19 protein-coding genes and 1 pseudogene are annotated in these 20,706 nt (G+C 45.5%); 9 read left to right on the plus strand and 11 right to left on the minus strand.

The window, feature by feature from the left end:
- Window positions 1–66: 66 nt before the first annotated feature.
- The 3 genes from AAW31_RS21950 to AAW31_RS21960 are packed head-to-tail and all read right to left on the minus strand — an operon-like array spanning window position 67 to window position 814.
- A complete protein-coding gene (locus AAW31_RS21950; RefSeq protein ID WP_200899760.1) occupies window positions 67–285 on the minus strand; it encodes a hypothetical protein in 219 nt (72 codons plus the stop codon).
- A complete protein-coding gene (locus tag AAW31_RS21955) occupies window positions 285–548 on the minus strand; it encodes a hypothetical protein (protein ID WP_200899761.1) in 264 nt (87 codons plus the stop codon). The genes AAW31_RS21950 and AAW31_RS21955 overlap by 1 nt, the downstream gene beginning before the upstream one ends.
- Window positions 545–814 carry a hypothetical protein gene (locus tag AAW31_RS21960; protein WP_200899762.1) on the minus strand — a complete coding sequence of 90 codons (270 nt, stop codon included), beginning with the start codon at window positions 812–814 and terminating at the stop codon, window positions 545–547. Before AAW31_RS21960 ends, AAW31_RS21955 begins: the two co-directional genes overlap by 4 nt.
- 395 nt (window positions 815–1,209) lie before the next feature.
- Here AAW31_RS21960 and AAW31_RS09205 point away from each other — a divergent pair, with 395 nt between their 5' ends.
- Window positions 1,210–1,512 (plus strand): DUF4389 domain-containing protein, encoded by a 303-nt coding sequence (locus tag AAW31_RS09205; RefSeq protein ID WP_046850025.1) that lies wholly within the window; start codon window positions 1,210–1,212, stop codon window positions 1,510–1,512.
- A 221-nt stretch (window positions 1,513–1,733) separates the two neighbouring features.
- Window positions 1,734–2,510 (plus strand): DUF3750 domain-containing protein, encoded by a 777-nt coding sequence (locus AAW31_RS09210; RefSeq protein ID WP_046851646.1) that lies wholly within the window; start codon window positions 1,734–1,736, stop codon window positions 2,508–2,510.
- A 96-nt stretch (window positions 2,511–2,606) separates the two neighbouring features.
- Here AAW31_RS09210 and clsB read toward each other — a convergent pair whose 3' ends face one another.
- From clsB to nadA, 3 genes are all read right to left on the minus strand, one after another.
- A complete protein-coding gene (clsB, locus tag AAW31_RS09215) occupies window positions 2,607–3,776 on the minus strand; it encodes a cardiolipin synthase ClsB (protein WP_046850026.1) in 1,170 nt (389 codons plus the stop codon).
- Complete coding sequence (locus AAW31_RS09220; protein WP_046850027.1) at window positions 3,773–4,525, minus strand: endonuclease/exonuclease/phosphatase family protein; 753 nt, start codon at window positions 4,523–4,525, stop codon at window positions 3,773–3,775. The genes clsB and AAW31_RS09220 overlap by 4 nt, the downstream gene beginning before the upstream one ends.
- 67 nt (window positions 4,526–4,592) lie before the next feature.
- The gene (nadA, locus tag AAW31_RS09225; RefSeq protein ID WP_046850028.1) at window positions 4,593–5,693 is read right to left on the minus strand and encodes a quinolinate synthase NadA; all 1,101 of its coding nucleotides are present in this window, start codon (window positions 5,691–5,693) and stop codon (window positions 4,593–4,595) included.
- A 441-nt stretch (window positions 5,694–6,134) separates the two neighbouring features.
- Here nadA and lptC point away from each other — a divergent pair, with 441 nt between their 5' ends.
- From lptC to AAW31_RS09245, 4 genes are read left to right on the plus strand one after another with little or no spacing between them, the layout of a single operon-like run.
- A complete protein-coding gene (gene lptC, locus AAW31_RS09230; protein ID WP_235264344.1) occupies window positions 6,135–6,719 on the plus strand; it encodes an LPS export ABC transporter periplasmic protein LptC in 585 nt (194 codons plus the stop codon).
- A complete protein-coding gene (lptA, locus tag AAW31_RS09235) occupies window positions 6,716–7,270 on the plus strand; it encodes a lipopolysaccharide transport periplasmic protein LptA (protein WP_046850030.1) in 555 nt (184 codons plus the stop codon). Before lptC ends, lptA begins: the two co-directional genes overlap by 4 nt.
- Before the next feature lie 37 nt (window positions 7,271–7,307).
- Window positions 7,308–8,030 carry an LPS export ABC transporter ATP-binding protein gene (gene lptB, locus AAW31_RS09240; RefSeq protein WP_046851647.1) on the plus strand — a complete coding sequence of 241 codons (723 nt, stop codon included), beginning with the start codon at window positions 7,308–7,310 and terminating at the stop codon, window positions 8,028–8,030.
- Window positions 8,031–8,084: 54 nt separating this feature from the next.
- Window positions 8,085–9,542 carry an RNA polymerase factor sigma-54 gene (locus AAW31_RS09245; RefSeq protein WP_046850031.1) on the plus strand — a complete coding sequence of 486 codons (1,458 nt, stop codon included), beginning with the start codon at window positions 8,085–8,087 and terminating at the stop codon, window positions 9,540–9,542.
- A gap of 179 nt (window positions 9,543–9,721) precedes the next feature.
- Here AAW31_RS09245 and AAW31_RS09250 read toward each other — a convergent pair whose 3' ends face one another.
- A complete protein-coding gene (locus AAW31_RS09250; RefSeq protein WP_046850032.1) occupies window positions 9,722–10,420 on the minus strand; it encodes a hypothetical protein in 699 nt (232 codons plus the stop codon).
- A 1,012-nt stretch (window positions 10,421–11,432) separates the two neighbouring features.
- On the opposite strand from AAW31_RS09250, the gene AAW31_RS09255 reads away from it, so the two are divergent.
- Window positions 11,433–12,905, plus strand: coding sequence for an ISNCY-like element ISNco1 family transposase (locus AAW31_RS09255; RefSeq protein ID WP_046851564.1), 1,473 nt, complete (start codon window positions 11,433–11,435; stop codon window positions 12,903–12,905).
- A 279-nt stretch (window positions 12,906–13,184) separates the two neighbouring features.
- Entirely contained in the window at window positions 13,185–13,583 is a 399-nt protein-coding gene (locus tag AAW31_RS09260) for a hypothetical protein (protein WP_046850033.1), read from the plus strand.
- A 264-nt stretch (window positions 13,584–13,847) separates the two neighbouring features.
- On the opposite strand, the gene AAW31_RS09265 is transcribed toward AAW31_RS09260, so the two are convergent.
- On the minus strand, window positions 13,848–14,432 hold the full coding sequence (locus tag AAW31_RS09265; RefSeq protein WP_046850034.1) for a DUF1353 domain-containing protein: 585 nt from the start codon (window positions 14,430–14,432) through the stop codon (window positions 13,848–13,850).
- 356 nt (window positions 14,433–14,788) lie between these two features.
- Between AAW31_RS09265 and AAW31_RS09270 the strand changes: the two are divergent.
- Window positions 14,789–15,373: pseudogene (locus AAW31_RS09270) on the plus strand (IS982 family transposase); the annotation flags it as partial.
- A gap of 158 nt (window positions 15,374–15,531) precedes the next feature.
- On the opposite strand, the gene AAW31_RS09275 reads toward AAW31_RS09270, so the two are convergent.
- From AAW31_RS09275 to AAW31_RS09285, 3 genes are read right to left on the minus strand one after another with little or no spacing between them, the layout of a single operon-like run.
- Entirely contained in the window at window positions 15,532–17,472 is a 1,941-nt protein-coding gene (locus tag AAW31_RS09275) for a putative bifunctional diguanylate cyclase/phosphodiesterase (RefSeq protein WP_082110396.1), read from the minus strand.
- 35 nt (window positions 17,473–17,507) lie between these two features.
- Entirely contained in the window at window positions 17,508–19,841 is a 2,334-nt protein-coding gene (locus tag AAW31_RS09280) for a glycoside hydrolase family 65 protein (RefSeq protein WP_144412901.1), read from the minus strand.
- A complete protein-coding gene (locus AAW31_RS09285) occupies window positions 19,834–20,589 on the minus strand; it encodes an HAD family hydrolase (protein WP_046850035.1) in 756 nt (251 codons plus the stop codon). Before AAW31_RS09285 ends, AAW31_RS09280 begins: the two co-directional genes overlap by 8 nt.
- Window positions 20,590–20,706 lie beyond the last annotated feature (117 nt).

A 20,706-nucleotide genomic window follows, 5' to 3' on the forward strand; every position in this document is an offset into this window, starting at 1 on the left:
GCGGTTCCAGTTTTGCTTGATACTTGTCCCAAATGACGTCTATTTTGGCGTTATTGGCGATAGATTTTAGCGTGATATGCGCACGCGCTCATAAACGAAGCCATGGCGGATATTGTCGTAGGTAAGCTTGGAAAAAGGTGCGGTGCGCGTAATTTCTGCTTCTTTCAATCGGCCTTCTGCACTGTCGGCCAATTGATAATAAGGGTAACGCGCACCCATGATACACGCACGCGCCAGTGCCAGCGCGACGCGCGAGGTGTCGATCGTGATCCGGCGGGGCCCCATTATTCTGTAACATAGGTGGTGGTGCCGGAGCCGCAGGTCAGGTCTAGCACCAGGTCGTCAGGGTCGGTGGTCATGAGGATGCGTTTGCCAGCAACTGACAGCGAAGCGACCTCGGTTAGCCAGATCGTGGTCTCGACGGCTTCCATCTGGCAGAAGAACGGCCGAATCGAACCGAAGTTATGGTGTCGCCAATGTTGAAGAAGTCGCATGGTTTCCGGGGTAACCTGCCATTGACTTGAGGGCAAGGAACGCCAGGTATTCACATGTTTGCGAATTTCGTTGATGATGGAAGTGGGATCATACTGCTGTTTCTCGGAAGAAAGCCCTTTTCCTTCATCGAAGATGAGATCTTGTTGCGCTGGTGCGTCTTCTGCTTTTTGGGTTTGGGGATAGGCGTAATGAATTCCGCAGGTCGACGGTTTTCAACGATGTGTTGCGTTGGCTGGCCCGAGGCATCCAGCTCCCAATGTCGACCAGGAGAGTCGTAGGGTGAATTCAGGATGGGCTGATCAAAAAAGGAGTTCGACATGTTTTGTGATGGTGTTACAACCTGAAGCAGATAGCGTTTAACATACGATAACGCCTTATGGCTACACGCTTTCAGCAATAAGTTTATTTATAAAATATTTTATGGAGCCGTGGAATATACAAATCATCTCATTTTGGGGTAAATTATGAAAGTCGCATCATTATAGTCAGTTGTCTCTATGTGGCTATACAGCGTATCGGTTGAGCTCTGGAGATGGACTACAGAAACTTATCTCATAAGCTTGCCTGTCTTGGTAATCGGTTGCGATCGGCAGAAATACTTCGTTTGGGCGCATAATCAATGCGATGAGAAAGTTATTTATGCTTCATCTACAAAAAGAAGTAGGATTAACCCTGAATTGAATGCTATTTTGAATGCTATTGCGAGGAGAATGTATGAAAGATGAAATTAAACAACGATTGCAAAAAACTGAGACATGGATGCGAGGGCTTTATATGCTGTTGTTCATCTTTGTCTATGGCCTGATGGAATTTGTCATTATTCTGGTGATGCTCTTTCAGTTTATTTCCATTGTCCTGTCAGGCCATACTAATGTGCAATTACTCAAATTCAGCCAGAATCTGGCAGCCTATGTCTATCAGATCATTACTTTTCTTACCTTTAATAGTGAGCAGTTACCTTTTCCATTTAGTGCCTGGCCAAGCGAAAAGACCCAATATATTGAAGATGATCAATAATGGATAGCGGTGAGCTGCTGAAGAAGAGATCAATGGAAATAACTGCAATCCTGTCATATCTGGAAATTATTCATGATGTAAAAAAAAGCCTGTGTTGTCAGAACTCTAGGCTATTTTAATAATCTGATACTGTAGCTGAACATCAATAATCGTATCGTTTATTTGTGTTATTTGTGTTGAGGCTGATTCACTTATCTCAATATTTTCGTTTATTTTTTAACATGAAACTGAAATTAGCGAATGCCGTCAGGCTTTTGTTGCTTGTGGTTCTTACAGCACCTTTAGGAATTCATTTTGTCACGGAGCATGTTAATGCCGGCTGGCAAACTGCGAGCCGCGAACCGGTAGGGTTGGCGCCCGAGCCTGAACAAACGCCGGAAGCGATCATACAGGTTTACGGTGCACGTGCTTATGGTTGGCGAGGCTATTTCGGTATTCATACCTGGATTGCGGTAAAACCATCGTTAGCCCGAACTTACACCGTCTATGAGGTCATTGGCTGGTATTTGCGCCGAGGCGGTTCAGCCGTGTCAATTCATCAGCAACAACCCGATCGGCGCTGGTTTGGAAATATGCCCATCCTGCTGGCTGAGAAGCGAGGAGATGGCGTGGATGCATTGATTGAGCGTATTGAAGAGGCCGCATTGAGCTATCCCTACGCGCGCGAGTATACCATGTGGCCTGGCCCAAATTCCAATACCTTTACTGCCTGGATCGCGCGTGCTGTACCAGAGCTGGCGCTAGATTTGCCCCCCACGGCTATTGGCAAGGATTATCTTGGGAATAGCATGACCGCGGTCGCCCCTAGTGGCGGAGGTTGGCAGTGGTCTTTATTTGGGCTATTGGGGGTCATCGTCAGTGAGGTTGAAGGGTTTGAAATCAATCTACTTGGGCTGACATTTGGTTTCTCTCACAGCCCGGTTGCGATTAAGTTACCCCTCATTGGACGGATAGATCTGAGCGCACAAGACAGGTTCGCTATTTCTGCTCAGCAATAGAATAGTCTTGTGTGGCCAGTGAAGATGCCTCTGAATCATCCAATTATGTACACTATTCATGGCGCCAGCATACCAAGTGCTGGTGTATTATGAGTTTTAGACACGAGTGCTTTCCTGGCTGTAGCCTAGCACGCCCTGCAAAATTCGCACAATGTAATAACTTATCCAATTCAAGGATCGGTTAATCCAGGATTGCTTGCCCCAATAGAGCTTTGATACGGGTTTAGCATCTCTCATGGCTATTTGCAGTGTGGTTCTCAGCTCCATGGCAAATGCTTGATCAAGAATCATGACATTCGCTTCTTGCGCCATTAGAAGACTCAAAGGATCAATGTTGGAAGAACCGACTGTTGACCAATACTGATCAATGACGGCTACTTTGGCATGTAAGAAGCTTTTCCGATATTCATAAATCTTGATGCCGGCATCCAGCAAATTATCGTATAAGGCGCGTGATGCATGATACTGGATGCGATACTCGATTTTTCCCTGCAGTAGCAGGATAACCGACACACCTCGGCGGGCCGCATGGATAAGGGCTTGCCGAAAATTCCTGCCAGGAAGAAAGTATGCATTGGCGATTATGATCTCATTGTAGGCAGTAGCGATCGCTTTGAGATAAGAACGTTCAATGTCACGACGATGGCGAAGATTGTCACGGATGACAAATGCTGCACGCTGGTTGCCAACTGGTTTTGTAATAGGCTGCAATTCGAGATGAGTAATCCAGCGTTTTTTGAAATGCGCCCAGGCGACTAACATCCATAAACGTCTGGCGCTAGAATGGATCGTGGCCAATAAGGGCCCCTCTATTTTTACGGCATAGTCAAAACGGGGGATAGGTTCGCCAGGCTTTTGATAATCATTGATGATGTTGATTCCTCCCACAAAGGCGATGCGGGCATCGATGACGACTAGCTTACGGTGCATGCGGCGTAATCGATGACGCCTGAACCGGAAAGAAAAAACTTCTTTGCGGTAATGCATCACTTGAACCCCTGTAGCAATTAAGTTATCGATTGCTTTTTGGGGAAAGCTGAGTGAACCAAAACCGTCTATCAACAGGTGAACGGCAACACCACGCTGGGCAGCACGCTTGAGTGCGCTGGCAATGCGGATACCTGTCAGGTCATATTTGAAAATATAAGTCTGGAGATGTATTTCTTTATTGGCTTCATCAATTGCGCTTTCCAGCGCTGGGAAATATTCTGCTCCATTATGTAAGAGTGTGATCCGGTTACCTTTGATAAACTTGGGTAACTTCATGCACGCACAATATTAGCTGACAAGGCGGCATGATCGGAAATTCTCGACCAGGGGTGGCTTTGATGGATACAGACATTTTTTACCTGAAAACCACGCACATAAATCCGGTCAAGACGTAATAATGGAAAGATGGAGGGGTAGCTGCGGGCTGTTCTACCATGGGTCTGTTCAAAAACCTCGGTTAGTTGCAAGTGCTTCATCAGGAGGCGGCTGGCTGTTCCGTGCCAGTCATTGAAATCTCCCGCAATCACCAGGGGAGCATGAGGCGGCACGAGTTGTTTGATACGCTTCTCCATTGCTTCGAGCTGTCTGCGCTGGCCGCGCCTGAATAATCCCAGATGAACACAAATGCAGTGCAGGGTTTCCTGCCAGCCGGGAATACTGAGTTCACAGTGGAGTAAGCCACGGTTCTCAAAGCGATGAGACGAAATATCTTCGTTCTCCCAGCTTACAATAGGAAAGCGGCTGAGAATGGCATTGCCATGATGCCCTTCGTCGTACACCGCATTCTTGCCATAGGCAAAATCCTGCCATACTGAATCTGCCAAAAACTCATGTTGGGAAATGTTTGGCCAACTTATAAAACGGGAAGCATGTTTGCTGTGTTCGCCGACCACTTCTTGTAAAAAGACGATGTCAGTGCCGAGCGCACGTAATTGATCGCGCAGTTCGTGCAATACCAGGCGATGATTGAAATAGGAGAAACCCTTGTGGATATTGTAGGTGGCAATATGCAGTATATCGATCATAGGCAACTATAAGAAATGGCAAATCACAAAGTTCAGAACACTGACGCATTCAATATATCGTATTTTACTACTTTGAAACAGCGAGCATTCTTTCCAGTGTCAATCTGGCAAGTTTTGCTTCATGAACCGGTACCTTGATTTGGTTGACTACATTACCTGCTACCAGATTTTCCAATGCCCATGCCAGATGCTGAGGATCAATTCGTGCCATGGTTGAGCACATGCACACCATGGGTGACATGAACTGAATAATTTTATCCTGAGATTTGAATTCTTCAGCAATCCGTCCAACCAGATTCAATTCGGTACCCACCAACCAGCGGGTTCCTGCTTTGGCTTCACGAATGGTATTGATAATGAATTCAGTGGAACCGACATAATCTGAAGCTTTGCAAACTTCAAAACTGCATTCTGGGTGCGAAATGACTAAACCTTCAGGGTGTTGATTGCGAAATCGCAGGATATGTTGTGGCTGGAACATCTGATGGACTGAGCAATGCCCTTTCCATAACAAGATCTTGGCTTTTTTGATTTGCTCTTCGGTCAATCCACCCATGGGCTCATCAAAATCCCAAACGGGCATTTGTTCGAGAGGGAGGTCCAATTTGTAGCCACTCCAGCGCCCTAGATGCTGATCAGGAAAAAATAATACTTTTTCCCGCTGGGCAAACGACCATTGCAGAATTTTAGTGGCATTACTGGAGGTACAGACAATGCCGCCATGCTCTCCACAAAAAGCTTTTAAATCAGCACTCGAATTGATGTAGGTTACCGGTGTAATAACTTCATCAGGATCAAGTATTTCAGCTAATTCACGCCAGGCTCTTTCTACTTTAGAGAGATTAGCCATATCAGCCATCGAACAACCTGCTGCGAGATCAGGCAGAATAGCAATCTGCTCCGGGCTTGACAGGATGTCCGCAACTTCTGCCATAAAATGCACGCCACAAAAAACCAGATAATCAGCATCCGTTTTTGCCGCAAGATATGACAGTTTTAAAGAATCTCCCATCAGATCGGCATGCCGATAAACATCTGCTCGTTGATAGTGATGCGCCAGGATAACAGCACGTTTCCCTAATTTTTCTTTAGCAGCAATAATACGTTGTACACAGGTTTCATCCTGTAACAGTTCAAAGTCTTCAAAATCGATAGCGTTTGCGTGCATGGTTATTTCAAAATTTGATTAGGAAATGTATTAACATAATCATATTGTGGCAGGGATTCAAGTTTAAAGAGCATAAAGCATAAAATTCTCAAATCGTATGCTGGATGTTTCTTTCTATCTATCGAAAGAACGCTCACCCACAATGAAAAACAGCATGTTTGACTGTTTGGTTGATTAGAGTGTGACTTTGATATAATTATCCAGCCAAATTAATTTTAAGCGCCTGGATGACTCCTTTGCTGGATAAAACTAAAAGTCTTGTGCATAAAACGGTTAAACTTCTTGTAACTAACGAATATAAATTATTATTTTCAGACAATTCTCTCGCTATTCTGTTCATTATTGCTTCAGTAATAAGCAAAGATAGGCAAAGAAGATTGTTATGTAAAAAAGTGATATCGTGAGATGATCCACCGTCTACTCCCAGGCCCTATTGCCCTTTTGACGATACTTGCATTGTTGACATTATGGCTGGATCAAGCGATTCAATATCCAAGAAGCCGTGAAGATTACGATTCAAATCATCAACCTGACTATATTATTGAAAATCTTGCGGGCGTCCAAGTCGCTTATGATAAAGCACGTCAGCTTCTTTTTTCTGCCGATGTGATGACCCATTATCCGGCAGGAGATATGTCTTATTATGAACAGGTTGATTTTACCCGTTTGCAACCGGATAAGCCGTTGGTACATATTAGCGCTGATTATGCTGAGTTTGATGACGGTAAAGATATCTATCTCAAGGAAAACGTGTTCATCATTAGAGAAAAAGACTTAGATAGGGTGACGATGCGTACTGAATTTCTGCATCTGATCCCTCATGCTGAAATTGCAAAAACAGATCAGCCTGTAACGCTGGTAAAGATGGATATGACCGTAAATGCGGTAGGGATGGAGTTAAATGATCGAACAGAAAAAATTGATCTGAAATCAAGGGTAAAAGTGCGAGTGAACAAAAGGCAGCAGAGTACTGATCGATCTTTGAATAAAAAGCCGCAGACCCAACCAAATCAGCCTAAAAAATGAATGTATTTTTTTTCGTCTTGTTAATTATTGGCACACTGTGCTCGGAGCACGTTCTGGCAGAACGCGCTGATCGTAATAAACCGATTCAGATAGAATCAGATAGTGCTACAGTCGAAGACTATAAACGTAAGGATAATTTTCGCATAAGCACCTTTATCGGTAACGTTATTTATACGCAGGGGACGCGTATCATGAGGGCAGATAAGGTGATCATAAAAGAGGATCTCAAAGGCTTCCACTATGCGACCGCTTACGGAGATCTTGTCAGTTACCGGGAGAAACGTGATAGTGTTGACGAGTATATTGAGGGTTGGAGTCAACGCGTAGAATATGATGAAAAGGCCGATAAAATCGAGTTATTTGGCAAGGCGCTGTTAAAGCGAGGGGAGGATGAAGTGCGTGGCGACTATATTTCTTATGATATTATGCGGGATTTCTTCGAGGTGATCAGCGGCAAAGAGAAAAAAGCTCAAGAAAAATCAGACAGCAGAGTGCGGGTGATTATTCAGCCTAAAACAAAATCCCCCAAAACAACAGATGATGGAGAATAGTTTTTGTGCTACCGCCATAGATCACGCGGAAAATATCATGAGCGTACTTAGAGCTGACCATTTGATGAAAAGCTATAAATCTCGTACAGTAGTGCGGGATGTGTCCTTTTCTATCAGTAGTGGCGAAGTGGTTGGTTTGCTTGGCCCCAATGGAGCGGGCAAAACCACTTGTTTTTATATGATAGTGGGGCTGATACCATTAGGCGATGGTGAAATTCATTTGAACGACCGTGACTTGAGCAATATGCCGATTCATCAACGTGCGCGCCTTGGTTTGAGCTATTTGCCTCAGGAAGCTTCCATTTTTCGGCGTCTCTCGGTTGAAGATAATATCCTGGCTGTACTGGAGCTGCAGAATTTTAATGCTGCTGAGATTCAGCAACGGCTGGATCATTTATTGCAAGATTTGCATATTACTCATCTGCGAGAGAATCTGGGTATTAGCCTATCGGGTGGTGAGAGGCGGCGTGTAGAGATTGCGCGTGCTTTGGCTACAAAACCAAGTTTTATTCTTTTGGATGAACCCTTTGCAGGTGTAGATCCAATCGCAGTCATGGATATCCAGAAAGTGATTGGTTTTCTCAAAGAACGTGGTATTGGCGTGCTGATTACTGATCATAATGTGAGAGAAACATTAGGTATTTGTGATCGCGCCTATATTATCAGTGAAGGGACCGTGCTTGCCAGCGGTAAACCTAGCGAAATTATAGATAATGAGCGGGTAAGGGAAGTTTATCTAGGAGAGCATTTCCGGCTTTAATGATGAATATTCGATTCATGAAGCGAGATAGGAGATCGCTGCTTTCTCAGAACTATGAAACCTACTCTTCATCTTAAATTAACTACCAGTCTTAAGCTTACGCCACAGTTGCAACAGTCCATAAAATTGCTGCAGCTTTCTACCATTGAGTTAAATCAGGAAATAGAACGTATGCTGCAGAATAATCCTCTGCTGGAATTAAGCGATAAGACGGATTATGATCAGATGCATGCAGAGGATTTCTCGCTCTCATTACCCTTGGATAGGACTTCGCCCATTGAGTTGAATGACGCACAACATCAAGAGAAGGATGATGAATTGAGCTTACCTTCCAGTGAAGAGACTTACAGGCTTGGTGATTATGAAATCTTTTCCAGTCATCGAGAAAGTGAGGAGGATGAATGGGATTTTACCCAACAGATGATCAATCCTCCCACTTTGCGTGAACATCTCATTATGCAAATCAGCTTGAGCCAGATCAGCGAACGCGACCGTCAAATCGTGAGGATATTAATCGAAAGTCTGGATGATGATGGTTACCTTGCGCAGGACCTGCAAGAATTATTTGAAATGCTGCCAGCAGAGTTGGGCATTCATCTGGCTGACTTGCAGACAGCGCTTAAATATTTGCAACAATTGGATCCACCCGGTTTAGGTGCACGTAATTTGCAAGAGTGTCTACTCTTGCAGCTACAAGCACTGCCTGAAGACACGCCTTGTCGTCAGGAGGCGATTTTGCTTGTGGAGCACGATCTAGAGATACTTGCTTCAAAAGATTTTAAACAGATTAAGAAGTTGTTGCATTGTGATGATGAATGCCTGCGTTCCGTGCAGCAACTTATTACTCAATTGAATCCCAAACCGGGTAGTACGTTCAATTCAGCTGCCTCGCGTTATGTCATACCTGACGTAATTGTGACTAAGCTTAATGGGGCATGGGTAGCAAAACTTAATCCTGAATCAATTCCCCGCCTTAGTATTAATCAACTTTATGCTGGTATATTAAAGCGTGATCGAAATGATTCGACTCAAATGTTAATGAGTCAGCTTAATGAAGCCAAATGGATGCTTAAGAATATCCAGCAACGTTCTGAAACTATTTTTCGAGTATCCACTATTATAGTAGAGCACCAGCAGGCTTTCTTCGAGCATGGGGCAGTTGCAATGCGTCCGCTTGTCATGAGGGAAATTGCAGAAGCTCTGAATTTGCATGAATCTACCGTCTCACGTGTTACCACGCAAAAGTTTATGCATACACCCCAAGGCATATTTGAGCTCAAGTATTTTTTTGGAAGCCATGTCGCAACCCATGGTGGCGGAGCCTGCTCTGCTATTGCAATTCGTACTTTAATCAAACAATTGATACAAGGTGAGGAACAGAAAAAGCCGCTTACTGATAATCGGATTTCCCAGATTCTGGCTGAGCAGGGAATTATTGTTGCACGTCGTACGGTTGCAAAATACCGCGAATCGATGCAAATTCCCCCAGCTAATCTTCGTAAAGGGCTTTAATCGCATCAAAAATATTAATTTATAACAAGATAGAGAGAAGCCACTAGCATTGCTGACTTTGCCTGGCTCAAAGGAAGATGTACTCTGCGACCAATAAATTGCTTTCTCTCGTTCTGCCGGCGCGATCAAGCTGAAATCATTTATTCCGTAGTAGCGAACGTCCGTATTGTCAGAACCAACTACATACCGGGCCTTTTAACATTGCACACCACAGTCACCGAGGGAACTATCAGATTTGAATGTCTACCGAGAGGCTTAAGTAAGTTTTCAAATAAGGTGACATTTAGAGCATCGCCGAAATGATCCCTGATAGCAGCCCAATATCGAAAGCCACTGCCATAATCAAGTATAGAGGGTATGGTTATTTTAGCGTTTGTGAGCAAAGTTTCTAATTCGGCATCGTTAACCGTGGCTGAGACTCCGACATATGACATATCTGCATCGAGAACAGAACCACTTGCAGTGGTGCTTGATAGCACATGCTTGGCTTCTAGCCCATAGAATAACTTGGCATCTAAGGCGATTGCTGGATCAGGTTGCTCAAAATCGCCTATAATCCCATTCTTCATGAAGCTTATCGTTACACCAAGAGCATAACTATCTTTAAGATCGATCATCTTGGATCCTACCCATGAGGGGAGCATTGATCCAAATGCCTGGCGGCGATCGTGGCGGGCAAGGTCGATTTTATCTTCATAGAAATAAGTACCTTGATCAACGGTCCATTCGGTATCTTCTGGCTTCATTTGGTACTTATTCACATGGCAAGTTGCTGTAAGCACCGAGGGAAACTCTTCCGCTATAGCAAGGGGTTGATGAGCAAGTATTGAGTTGATGAATAGCGTCACAAACATACCAATTAGTGATAATTTATTCATGGCGAGTCCCCTCGTGATCACGTAGTTAAATGACTAACTGAACTTCTTTTTTACAGCCAACATAGTTCAATAAACTCAACCTACTAAGTTAAGGAATAATTTATTTTCCTTGAAGGAAAAAATATCTGAGAAGCATATGAAAACTGCACGTAGGCAAAAATACAACCGCGGATTCAAATTCAAACTGCGGCCTTTTGTTAGCTGCATGTTTTAGCTAACCGATATTCCGAAGAATACCTCATGCTTAGTTCTAAATACTAGGTTCTGTCAACATTTTAGTGAAGCGAAACCAATACTGAGATAGACCGTATAAACTCCATATAATTTCTAGCTATTCTTTTAATTGTGTAAGGATTGCTCTGTAATATTTAATTTTGTTGAAGAAAAACTCAATCAAATGACGCTCTTTATAAACGAACCAATCGCAATCTCTTGCATTGATTCGATTGTTGCGGACGAAATGATAGATTCAACGCCTTTTTCAGTGAGTGTTTGAATAAAAACGATCGCTATCGTAACCTTTATCAGCCAACAGGGCTGCCGCACCTTTTACCACAGAGCTAGCAAATTCAGCTTACCTGATAACACTGGCTTATCCATTTGCAAAGATAAAATCTAAGGTGTTGCCTTGACATATCTGGGAATGAAGTCTGATAAGTCCGGGCCGATTCATGATAAACGTCTCATTTATCCCCAGTAACGAGTTTGACTATGTATTCTGCTGGGTCTATATTCATCTTTGATAGAAAAGAAGTGCATTTAAATTTCTGATATATGGAAGTTAACTATGATTGTTTTTCAATCGTTATATAGTGTCGGCCCGAAAACCCTCTTCTTCTATAATAAACATAGGGTTGCGTCTAATTCAAGAAAAGAAGATTGCTGAAAAAATGAGTGAAAGTGCCGTTATTAGGTGGTTTTGGCGTATTTTCAAGCAAAACAATTTCAAACTTCGATTCAAATCAGCGAAAATATTGTCCTCAAAGACAAACTTCGTTCAAGTGGAAATCAAATGCGCGTAACCCAAACTTCCCAGATGGAATTAGGTGAAATTGATGTATCCCACATCAAATTTGACTTGAGATCACGAGATGATATTCCGAGGATACTGCGCGGCTTACAGCACCTGTACCTGGATGAGGCATTGTGCCACAAAGTTTTTGCCTTACTGGAAAGTGAAATTGCCCCCAAGGTGGATAAGCACAATGGTCGTCCTGGCATGACCCTATGGAGTGTCCTGGTATGTGGCGTATTACGGCTGGACTTAAATGCTGATTATGACCGTCTGCACGAATTGGTCAACCAGCACAGGACCTTGCGCGCAATGTTGGGGCATAGTCTGTACGATGAAGACAAGCAATATGCCTATCAAACCCTGGTGGATAATGTCAGTTTGTTCACGCCAGAATTGCTGGACAGATTAAACCAGATCATCGTCGAGGGAGGGCATATCCTCATAAAAAAGGACGAAAGCGCCCTGCGTGGGCGGTGCGACTCCTTTGTGGTTGAAACCGATGTGCATTTTCCAACCGACATCAACTTATTGGGGGATGCCCTGCGCAAAGCGATTACGCTGACGGCGCGCTGGTGCGAAAGCCAGCACTTAAGCGACTGGCGGCAATATCGCTACAATCTACGTCAATTAAAACGACTTATGCGCAATGCACAGAGCAAGAAGCGCCGCAAAGCCGCAGACCAACAAAGCAACCTACAAACGATTCAAGCGTATCAGGCCTATATTGAGCAAGCCCAATGTTACGTGAACAAAATTCAAACCACCTTAACCAAGCTGGTTACAACTGCTACGCGCGAGTTGCTGCAAAAGATTGAAATTGAAGACTGCCTCCAACATGCCAAGCGCCAAATAGACCAAATTGAGCGTCGTGTTATCAAAGGCGAAATCATTCCTCACCAGGAAAAAGTATTCTCCATTTTTGAACCCCACACCGAATGGGTCAGTAAAGGCAAAGCCGGTGTGCCTGTCGAGTTAGGCGTCAAAGTGTGCATTCTGGAAGACCAGCATCAATTCATCTTGCACCATCACGTAATGGAAAGACAAACCGATGATCAAATTGCGGTAAACATGGTCACGCAAGCTAAAAAACGCTTTCCCATACTCAATGCCTGCAGCTTCGATAAAGGTTTTCATTCACCTGCTAACCAGGCTGAATTAGCCCAACATCTTGAGCAGGTTACGCTGCCCAAAAAAGGCAAACTATCCAAAGAGCGCAAAGCAATAGAACAAATGGAAGAATTTGTTAAAGCCCGTCGTGCGCACTCAGCAGTAGAGTCAGCAATCAATGCGCTGCAGGTGCACGGACTAGACAAATGCCTAGATCATGGCATGGGTGGTTTTAAACGTTACGTTGCACTGGCTATTGTCGCCAGAAATATCCGCCGAATAGGTGATATTCTATGGCAGCAGGATGTTGAACGTGAACGTAAAGCTATAAAACGTCATTTAAAGCACCAACAAGCAGCTTAAGCTCTCCCGCTAACGCAAAAAACCGCCTGATTGCGAGCAATCAGTGGTGAGTGCTGGGTAGAAACCGTATTTTTCATGCCATGCCTCACAAAAATACAATCAGAGGCTTTTTTGGATGTATGGTTTCGTTGCATTTTTACAAAGGCACTTAAAAATTAAGCAGATTACTGGTGAAAAAATGGGGTTTTCGGACTGGCACTATATAACAGTAGCAATTTCGTTCGCGATAGTATCGTAATACCAAGCCTTGTTGCTCTCACGGTATCCAGTTTTTCAGCCATGGCCAGTGATCATGGTATGGCAGGCGCTGGCCGCACTACGATTGCACGACAAGTTGCCGAATGGAACACCGATGGCAAACCGGTAAAACTCGAGTTTGATTTCGGGGATTTCAAGGCGTGGGCCCGGCGCGATGGCTCGTGGAATGCGGAAGGAACTGTGCAGCATCATGGTCTCATGTGTGGAATCTATACCTTGCTGCTTCGGGTAGGTCATGGTAACCCTGGCTGCATGGACGTGCAGTGGTTCCGGGAACCAGTACCCGTGGCCAGCATACAACTCTGCAACAACGCTTCCGGAATGCTCTCTGGCGGAGACTTAGAATTCCGCGATGCTACACGTTTCGACGATATCACCTGCGCGGAACGTATCATCTCATGTAGTGGCACCTGCAAGTGATCAGGATGTAATACAGAATCAATTATATTTCAGTTCCCTTGGCATTGACCTGATTGAATTAAAAAATACTCCTGCTATAAGCACGGCAATGACTGCGCCAACAGACACAAATAGTTGTCCGGGAAAAGTGTCTAAAGTAAATTTCTTCTAACACTTAAATTTAGCTGCGTGCGAGCCAAATAAAAGTGAGTGCGAACGAAGCCAGCACAACTGTGTAGATTGCCCATCTGCTGCCCCGTTCGTTAGATTTGGTGGAAATAGAGGCTAAAACTTCTGCACTTCCATGGACGTCAACTTACTTAAAGCGTCATCTGTCCTACGCTCAATCTCATCCGCGTCATCGACTTCGCCCTGCGAGAGAATCATTTCGCCAGCTAGTCGAAAATCTGCCTCCATGCGCTCTTCAGATGCGGACTTACTAAGTCGAGCACCAGAATCGGCCAAGCGCAAAGCTGGACGCCACTGTGGCACAAGTGGCCAGATCGCTCCGATGCGAACACCGAGATAGAAAATAATCGATTGCGCGACTGAGCAGCCTCCGGCTCGGCAAGCGTGGTAGAACATTCGGTCGGCAGCCCGACGCAACTTCCTGTCTGATTTTGCTCTGTCGCACGCCACATCATGAACAATAGAAGCACGTCGGTAATCACCCGTATAAGGTGACCCGACTAAGGCCCACAGCGGCCGAGGAATAGATGCACCATTAATAATCACACCCTCAGGTGCATCCCACACCTTGCCATCTGGATCCGTGTATGTGAAAAGCTCGAGTATTTGCATCTGACGGTCATCGCCGCTTTCCGTTAGCCAGAGCGTACGAGGTTTACCTGAAAAGGAGCCATTATTCACAGTTCGTCCTTGAGATATAGTTTGGGTGAAGTCTAACTAAAATTAAATCCCCAAAATGGAGAAATATTTTATATTCTGGGATAAATCTTTCACTACAAATTGCATTCTATCTTGTTCCATTTTTATGGATACATATCAATTTAGATTTCATCATAATAAACTTTGTTCCACAAATTATGATAAAACCCTTACAAAATAACTGTGGTTTCCGCATCGTGGACACAAAAAAAGCATATATATTTTTTAAACTGAAGTCATTCCATTTCTAAATTAAAAATGACGCGAAGGCGAGCCGTAGACAGTATCAATAATACGGCAATGTGAACCGGCAGAGTTAGTTTTGATTTGGAAATGAAATGACCAGTCGCTTTGGACGCTGCTGTGGGATCAGCTTCATTGATTCGACTAAGATCAGTGTGTGCCATAATCGCCGCATTGGGTCGCATAAAGTAATGGCAGGGTTTGCTGCCCGGGGAAAGACCAGTGTGGATTGGTTTTATGGGTTCAAGTTGCACCTGGTCATTAATGACCAAGGGGAATTGCTGGGAGTCAAAATCACGGCGGGCAATGTGGATGACCGTGATCCGGTGCCAGAGTTGACGCGCTCCTTATTTGGCAAGCTCTTTGGTAACCGGGGTTATATCTCGCGGTCACTCTTTGAGCAACTCTGGGAGCAAGGCATGCAGCTCATCACCAAGGTACGCAAGAATATGAAAAACAAACTGTTGCCGCTGTTTGACAAGCTGCTGTTACGTAAACGCTCGATCATTGAGGCCGTCAATGACCAATTGAAAAATATCTCGCAAATCGAGCATTCCCGCCATTGCAGCCCAGTTAACTTTTTTGTTAATCTGATAGCCGGACTGGTGGCTTACACCTTTCGCGAGAAGAAACCCTCCCTTAATATCAGACTCCCTCAAGCTCTTCCAATCGTGATGTGATGATTCTTATGTAGAACTCACGCTACTATACACAGCATCGCCGTGTACCGACAAAGCCGTAGCGCGGCGAATTATCTTGAAGTTCGTGAGCTAGCGGGTGCAAGTTTGAATATCGAAGGCTGCTTCAATGCCTGCCAGATGATCAACAATCGCTTGCACTAAGATGGCATACGCGCCCATTCATTTTCCCAATTGCTGAATTGTTCTACTGGCATCGGCCTACTTACCAGATAGCCTTGCGCTATATCACACCCCAGCTCTGCCAAGTGATCCCATACAGCCTGACTATCTACCCCTTCCGCTACTACTTCCAAATTAAGATTGTGCCCAAGCTCAATGGTCGAATGTACAATCGCAGCTGAGTCGCTGTTTGTCACCATGGGCATGACAAACGACTGATCTATCTTAATTGAATCGACCGGTAACTTTTGCAGATAGCTTAGGCTCGAATATCCTGTGCCAAAGTCATCAATGAATAACCGGGTACCAAATTTCTTCAATTTTGTTAATGTCTCCAACGCTCCTGCTGGATCTTCCATCAAGGCGCTCTCAGTTAATTCAAACTGAATCATCTCCGGCCGAATACCCCAAGTAGAAAACAAGCCCTGTATGCGGTCAATAAGCAGAGGGTGGTATAAATCATGTGCGGACAAATTCACCGACAAAGCTCGCTCCACTCCCTCTTCATGCCAGATATAGCTTTGGCTAAAAGCTGCATCGAGCATCCAATTGGTCAGCGGAGTAATCAAGCCGGCATGCTCAGCGAGCTTGATGAATTCTATGGTAGGGAGCATGCCATGCACGGGATGCTGCCAGCGTACTAATGCTTCGGCCCCGCTTACGCGCCGTGATGCGATATCAACCTTGGGCTGGCAATACAGCGATAACCCATTTTGTTCGATAGCTTGGCGTAAATCTGCCATTAACGACAACCGCCGGGTGCATTCCTGTTCTTGTCCTCCGGTATAGAAGGCATAGCCGCCTCGGGCAGGGCTGGCTTCATGGGTAGCAATATTGGCACGTCGCAGCAAAACATCTGCCTCGGTGGCATGGCCGGGAAAGAGAGCAATGCCTATATTAACGCGAGGGTCGACTAGCAAACCTGCTACCTCAATAGGGTCATGCAATACCAGGGTTAGCTGTTGTGCAACCTGTACGGCATAGTCGGCTCCTCCGCTAGGCAAGAGCAAGGCAAACGCGCTTTCTTCGACTCGCGCCAAGGTATCGCTTTTCTTGATAGTATGCGTCAACCGTTGAGCCAGCTGTTGCAGCAGCTGATCGCCCGCGTGGTAACCCAAGATTTGATTGAGTTCACGAAAGCGGCCAATATTCAGGTGCAAGAGAGCAAGGGCGTGGTGTTGTTGTTTAGCGGTTTGAATGGCGTCTCGTAAATGCTCGAGCAAGAAGGTACGATTGGGCAATTCAGTCAGCGGATCATAATAAGCCAAGCGGGCAATGGTAGCCTCACATACTTGTTGGTTGATACGCATGCGCAGGTTGGTAATGCCATAAGCCAAATCATCGGCCAATTCGCCGAGCAACTTCACTTCTTCTTCACCGAAAGCATCGGGTTCAATCGCTCCCACGACCATGGCGCCGAGTACTTCTCCTTCCATTCGTAGGGGAAAGGCGGTAACCGCTGCAAAGCCAAACTTAATCGCACACTCGCGTATGGGAGCATAGGCAGGAGCAGCATAGGCAGGATCGGTGAGGATGTGCCTACCCACACTGGGCTGACCGGTGCGGATTGCAGTAGCAGCTGCAGTATGGCCTATTTCCATTTCTTTATCGGCCCAAGTATGATGAAGTGCTTTCATAAAGGCATTGTCTACGCCGATACCTTCCACCCAACGCATGCTCTTGTTTTCATCGTGTTCCGCATATACGACGCCTGCCGTACGATAGCCACCTTTATCTACAATGACTTGGCACATGTCGTGTAGCAATTCTTGCTCGTCCGAGGCGTGTAATAAAGTATGATTGCCCGCACTCAAAGTTCTGAGAGCACGGGTTACACCCTCGAGCTCCGTCAGTAATTCCTTAGTCGTTAGCGCTGAATCCGGATTGTCCTTATTTGACTCATTAACAGGGTATTCCATGCGTCCTCACGTGTATTTTTAAGATAAATTCAATTTTAAGATCGGTGAACTGGCTCCCTTGGTTGTAAATCAAGCTGCTCATCTCTATGGTAAATCGTCAGCTTCTCTCCTTGCTCTAAGCGATACGTTACCCTACCTTCCTTGATTTCTACTGCGAGTATTTGGCCACGGACGGTCAAATGAAATTGCAAAAACTGTACTTTCTTATTTGGGTAAAAGGTAAGCTGCCCTCCATAGTCGCGTAAACCGGCTACTCCATAAACTACTCCCATCCAGGTGCCACCCATAGAAGCAATGTGACAACCATTTTTCACATTTCCGCCGACGTCTGCAAGATCCATGAGTAAAGCATTAATCAAATAATTGAGAGCACGCTCGTCATACCCGACCTCAAATGCAATAATGCTTTGAATGCAAGCTGAGAGTGAAGAATCGCCTGTGGTCAGCTCGTCGTAATAGTCAAAATTACGCTTCTTCTGTTCAAGGGTAAATTCGTGTCCAAGTAAAAACATTGCTAACACGATGTCTGCTTGCTTGATCACTTGATGCCGATAAATAACAAGCGGGTGGAAATTGAGGAGCAGTGGGTATTTATCAAGCGGAGTGTTTTGGAAATCCCATGGTTCCAGATTAAGGAATTGGTCGTCCTGCGGGTGTATTTGCAAGCGTGAATCAAAGGGAATATACATCTGTTCCGCCGCCCGTCGCCAATCTGATACCTCGCCAGGCTTAAGCTCCGTTTTCAGTACCAGTGTGTGGTAGTGTTTCTCGCTACTTGCTTGTATCTTATCAACTGCATCAGCAGCAAACCTGAGATTCTCCCGCGCCATGAAGTTGGTATAGGCATTATTGTTGACTACTGTAGTATACTCGTCTGGGCCGGTGACGCGATGAATACAAAAGTGTCCATTCTGGCGCACCGAGAAGAAACCCAGGTCAAACCATAACCGAGCGGTCTCCACAAGGATTTCCGCACCCCATTCATGCAAGAAATCTTGATCGCCAGTAACATCGACGTATTTGATAATGCCATGTGCAATCGCGGCGTTGATATGGTACTGGGCAGTACCCGCCGCATAATAGGCTGATGCTTCTTCACCGTTAATGGTGCGCCAAGGAAATAATGCGCCTTTCTGGTTTACCGCACGAGCCCGTTCGCGTGCCTTATCAAGGATACTGTAGCGATACTGTAAAATATTACGCGCGAGCCGTGGTGAAGTGTAGATTAAAAACGGCAGAACATACATTTCCATATCCCAGAAATAATGTCCATCGTAGGTTTGGCTAGTTAATCCCTTGGCGGCTATGCCAGTATCGTCGGCTCGCCCTGCCGCTTGGATCAATTGGAACAAATTCCAGCGCAAACACTGCTGTAGACGCGGTGGCTGCGCACTGATCTGGATATCGCTCTGCTTCCAAAAATCATCCAGGTAGACTCGCTGGTCGGAGAGGAATCTTTCAAACCCATGGTGCACAATACGATCAAGCGTCCTGCCCGCGTGGACACTAAGTTCACCCGTCTCATCAGAGGGGGAAGAGTGATAAGTAATATACTTAGTCAGTGCAATTGGCTTGTTGGGTTCTGCGTCGATGAGAAATACAACCTGCGCTCCGTGCTCCCCCCACTTTGTTTCTGACGATGAAGCACAATCTGTTTCCAGAGTGTGGTCCATACCACAGGCTAGTGCCATACCACTTCTTTTTGTCCGATATCCAAGAATGACACGCTGGCCCTTTCCTTCTGCCATCTGTTGGCAGAGCACTTGGTTAGCAATACCTTGTGCGAGCCGAGGATCGTTGTATTCGTTCTTTTCGGGAAGGGGATGTTCAATGATCTCAGAAGATAAAACGAATGCAGCGCGAGCGTTGAGAACAGTCACCCGATAAGGAATCACTGCGACATGTTTTTCGAAAAATGAAACTAGACGGCGCGATTCAACCAGAAGCTGCCGGCCGTCAGCTGTTTCCCATAATACTTCTCGATCGAGCGTACCAGCACGCATGTCGAGAGCACGCTCATACCGAAGAATACGGGCGGTTGAGATATTAAATGGTTCATTATCAACATACAACCGAATGATCTTGGGATCTGGAAGATTTGTGATTGTCTGCCCGGTTGTAGCGAAACCGAAAGCGCCTTCCGCATAAGAAATTAGCCAGGTCTCATGAAATCCATTAACAAACGTGCCATGTTGATATGCAGGACCACCTTCTTCGAATGTGCCCCGCAAACCAAGATAGCCGTTGGACACAGTGAATATGGTCTCTGCCTGAGCCAGAAATTGTGAAGAAAGAGCGCTCTCGACCCAGCGCCATTCGTCGATTGGGTAGAGAATTTCTGGCGGAAGAATAAGATCGCGCTTAATCATCAACTAGCTCCGCTAGATCGGCCACGACCACATCTGCGCCATGGGAGCGGAGGATACTATCGTTACCTTCTCGATCTACGCCGATAACCAAACCAAACCTTCCGGCTCGACCTGCCTGTACACTAGCAATAGCATCCTCCACCACCACTGCTCGATCAGGTTTTGTACTTAACATCTCAGCTGCTTTGAGGAATGTCGCCGGTTCCGGTTTGCCGGGAAGCTTAAGTTCGCTCGCAATCGAACCATCGACCAGAACATCGAACAACTCAAGGATACCTGCTGCCCGCAATACTTGCTCGCAATTGGCACTGGATGACACCACTGCGGTGTGAATACTTAATTTCCGAAGCTGCCGAACCAAGGCGACTGACCCTGCGTAGGGCTCGACCCCACATCGGTTAATCGTCTCCTGTACCAGTTCATCTTTGCGGTTACCAAGGCCGCACACTGTGTCAACGGTCGCAGGATCTGTTGGTGTTCCCTCAGGGAGGGAGATATTGCGTGATTCAAGAAAACTTCTTACTCCGTCGTACCGGGTTTTCCCGTCAACATACTGCTTATAGTCATGCTCGATATCGAAAGGTTGGAATGGCTGTTGCGTTGCTGCTGCTTGCTGGGAAAGGAACGCATCAAACATGACTTTCCAGCACAATGAGTGAATCTTTGCAGTGGGTGTAAGCACCCCATCGAGGTCAAATAGTACAGCATCGAAGCGATCCGGAGTGATCCGTATATAATGTTGACTCATAGCGAAACTCCAATACATTCAATTGGTTCGCAGTAAGCACGGAAGAGTGTTAGAAAATAATAACTCTCTGATGAAAGATATACGTTAAGCTGAATATACAGTTAAACTTATAGGAGC

This window comes from Nitrosomonas communis (assembly GCF_001007935.1).
In the GTDB taxonomy this organism is placed as follows: Bacteria; Pseudomonadota; Gammaproteobacteria; order Burkholderiales; family Nitrosomonadaceae; genus Nitrosomonas; species Nitrosomonas communis.

Bases quoted from the DNA above. Each gene is read 5' to 3' on its own strand.
- AAW31_RS21950 (WP_200899760.1), bottom strand. From the start codon at position 285: ATGGGGCCCCGCCGGATCACGATCGACACCTCGCGCGTCGCGCTGGCA.
- AAW31_RS21960 (WP_200899762.1), bottom strand. From the start codon at position 814: ATGTCGAACTCCTTTTTTGATCAGCCCATCCTGAATTCACCCTACGAC.
- AAW31_RS09205 (WP_046850025.1), top strand. From the start codon at position 1,210: ATGAAAGATGAAATTAAACAACGATTGCAAAAAACTGAGACATGGATG.
- AAW31_RS09210 (WP_046851646.1), top strand. From the start codon at position 1,734: ATGAAACTGAAATTAGCGAATGCCGTCAGGCTTTTGTTGCTTGTGGTT.
- clsB (WP_046850026.1), bottom strand. From the start codon at position 3,776: ATGAAGTTACCCAAGTTTATCAAAGGTAACCGGATCACACTCTTACAT.
- AAW31_RS09220 (WP_046850027.1), bottom strand. From the start codon at position 4,525: ATGATCGATATACTGCATATTGCCACCTACAATATCCACAAGGGTTTC.
- nadA (WP_046850028.1), bottom strand. From the start codon at position 5,693: ATGCACGCAAACGCTATCGATTTTGAAGACTTTGAACTGTTACAGGAT.
- lptA (WP_046850030.1), top strand. From the start codon at position 6,716: ATGAATGTATTTTTTTTCGTCTTGTTAATTATTGGCACACTGTGCTCG.
- lptB (WP_046851647.1), top strand. From the start codon at position 7,308: ATGAGCGTACTTAGAGCTGACCATTTGATGAAAAGCTATAAATCTCGT.
- AAW31_RS09245 (WP_046850031.1), top strand. From the start codon at position 8,085: ATGAAACCTACTCTTCATCTTAAATTAACTACCAGTCTTAAGCTTACG.
- AAW31_RS09250 (WP_046850032.1), bottom strand. From the start codon at position 10,420: ATGAATAAATTATCACTAATTGGTATGTTTGTGACGCTATTCATCAAC.
- AAW31_RS09255 (WP_046851564.1), top strand. From the start codon at position 11,433: ATGCGCGTAACCCAAACTTCCCAGATGGAATTAGGTGAAATTGATGTA.
- AAW31_RS09260 (WP_046850033.1), top strand. From the start codon at position 13,185: ATGGCCAGTGATCATGGTATGGCAGGCGCTGGCCGCACTACGATTGCA.
- AAW31_RS09275 (WP_082110396.1), bottom strand. From the start codon at position 17,472: ATGGAATACCCTGTTAATGAGTCAAATAAGGACAATCCGGATTCAGCG.
- AAW31_RS09280 (WP_144412901.1), bottom strand. From the start codon at position 19,841: ATGATTAAGCGCGATCTTATTCTTCCGCCAGAAATTCTCTACCCAATC.
- AAW31_RS09285 (WP_046850035.1), bottom strand. From the start codon at position 20,589: ATGAGTCAACATTATATACGGATCACTCCGGATCGCTTCGATGCTGTA.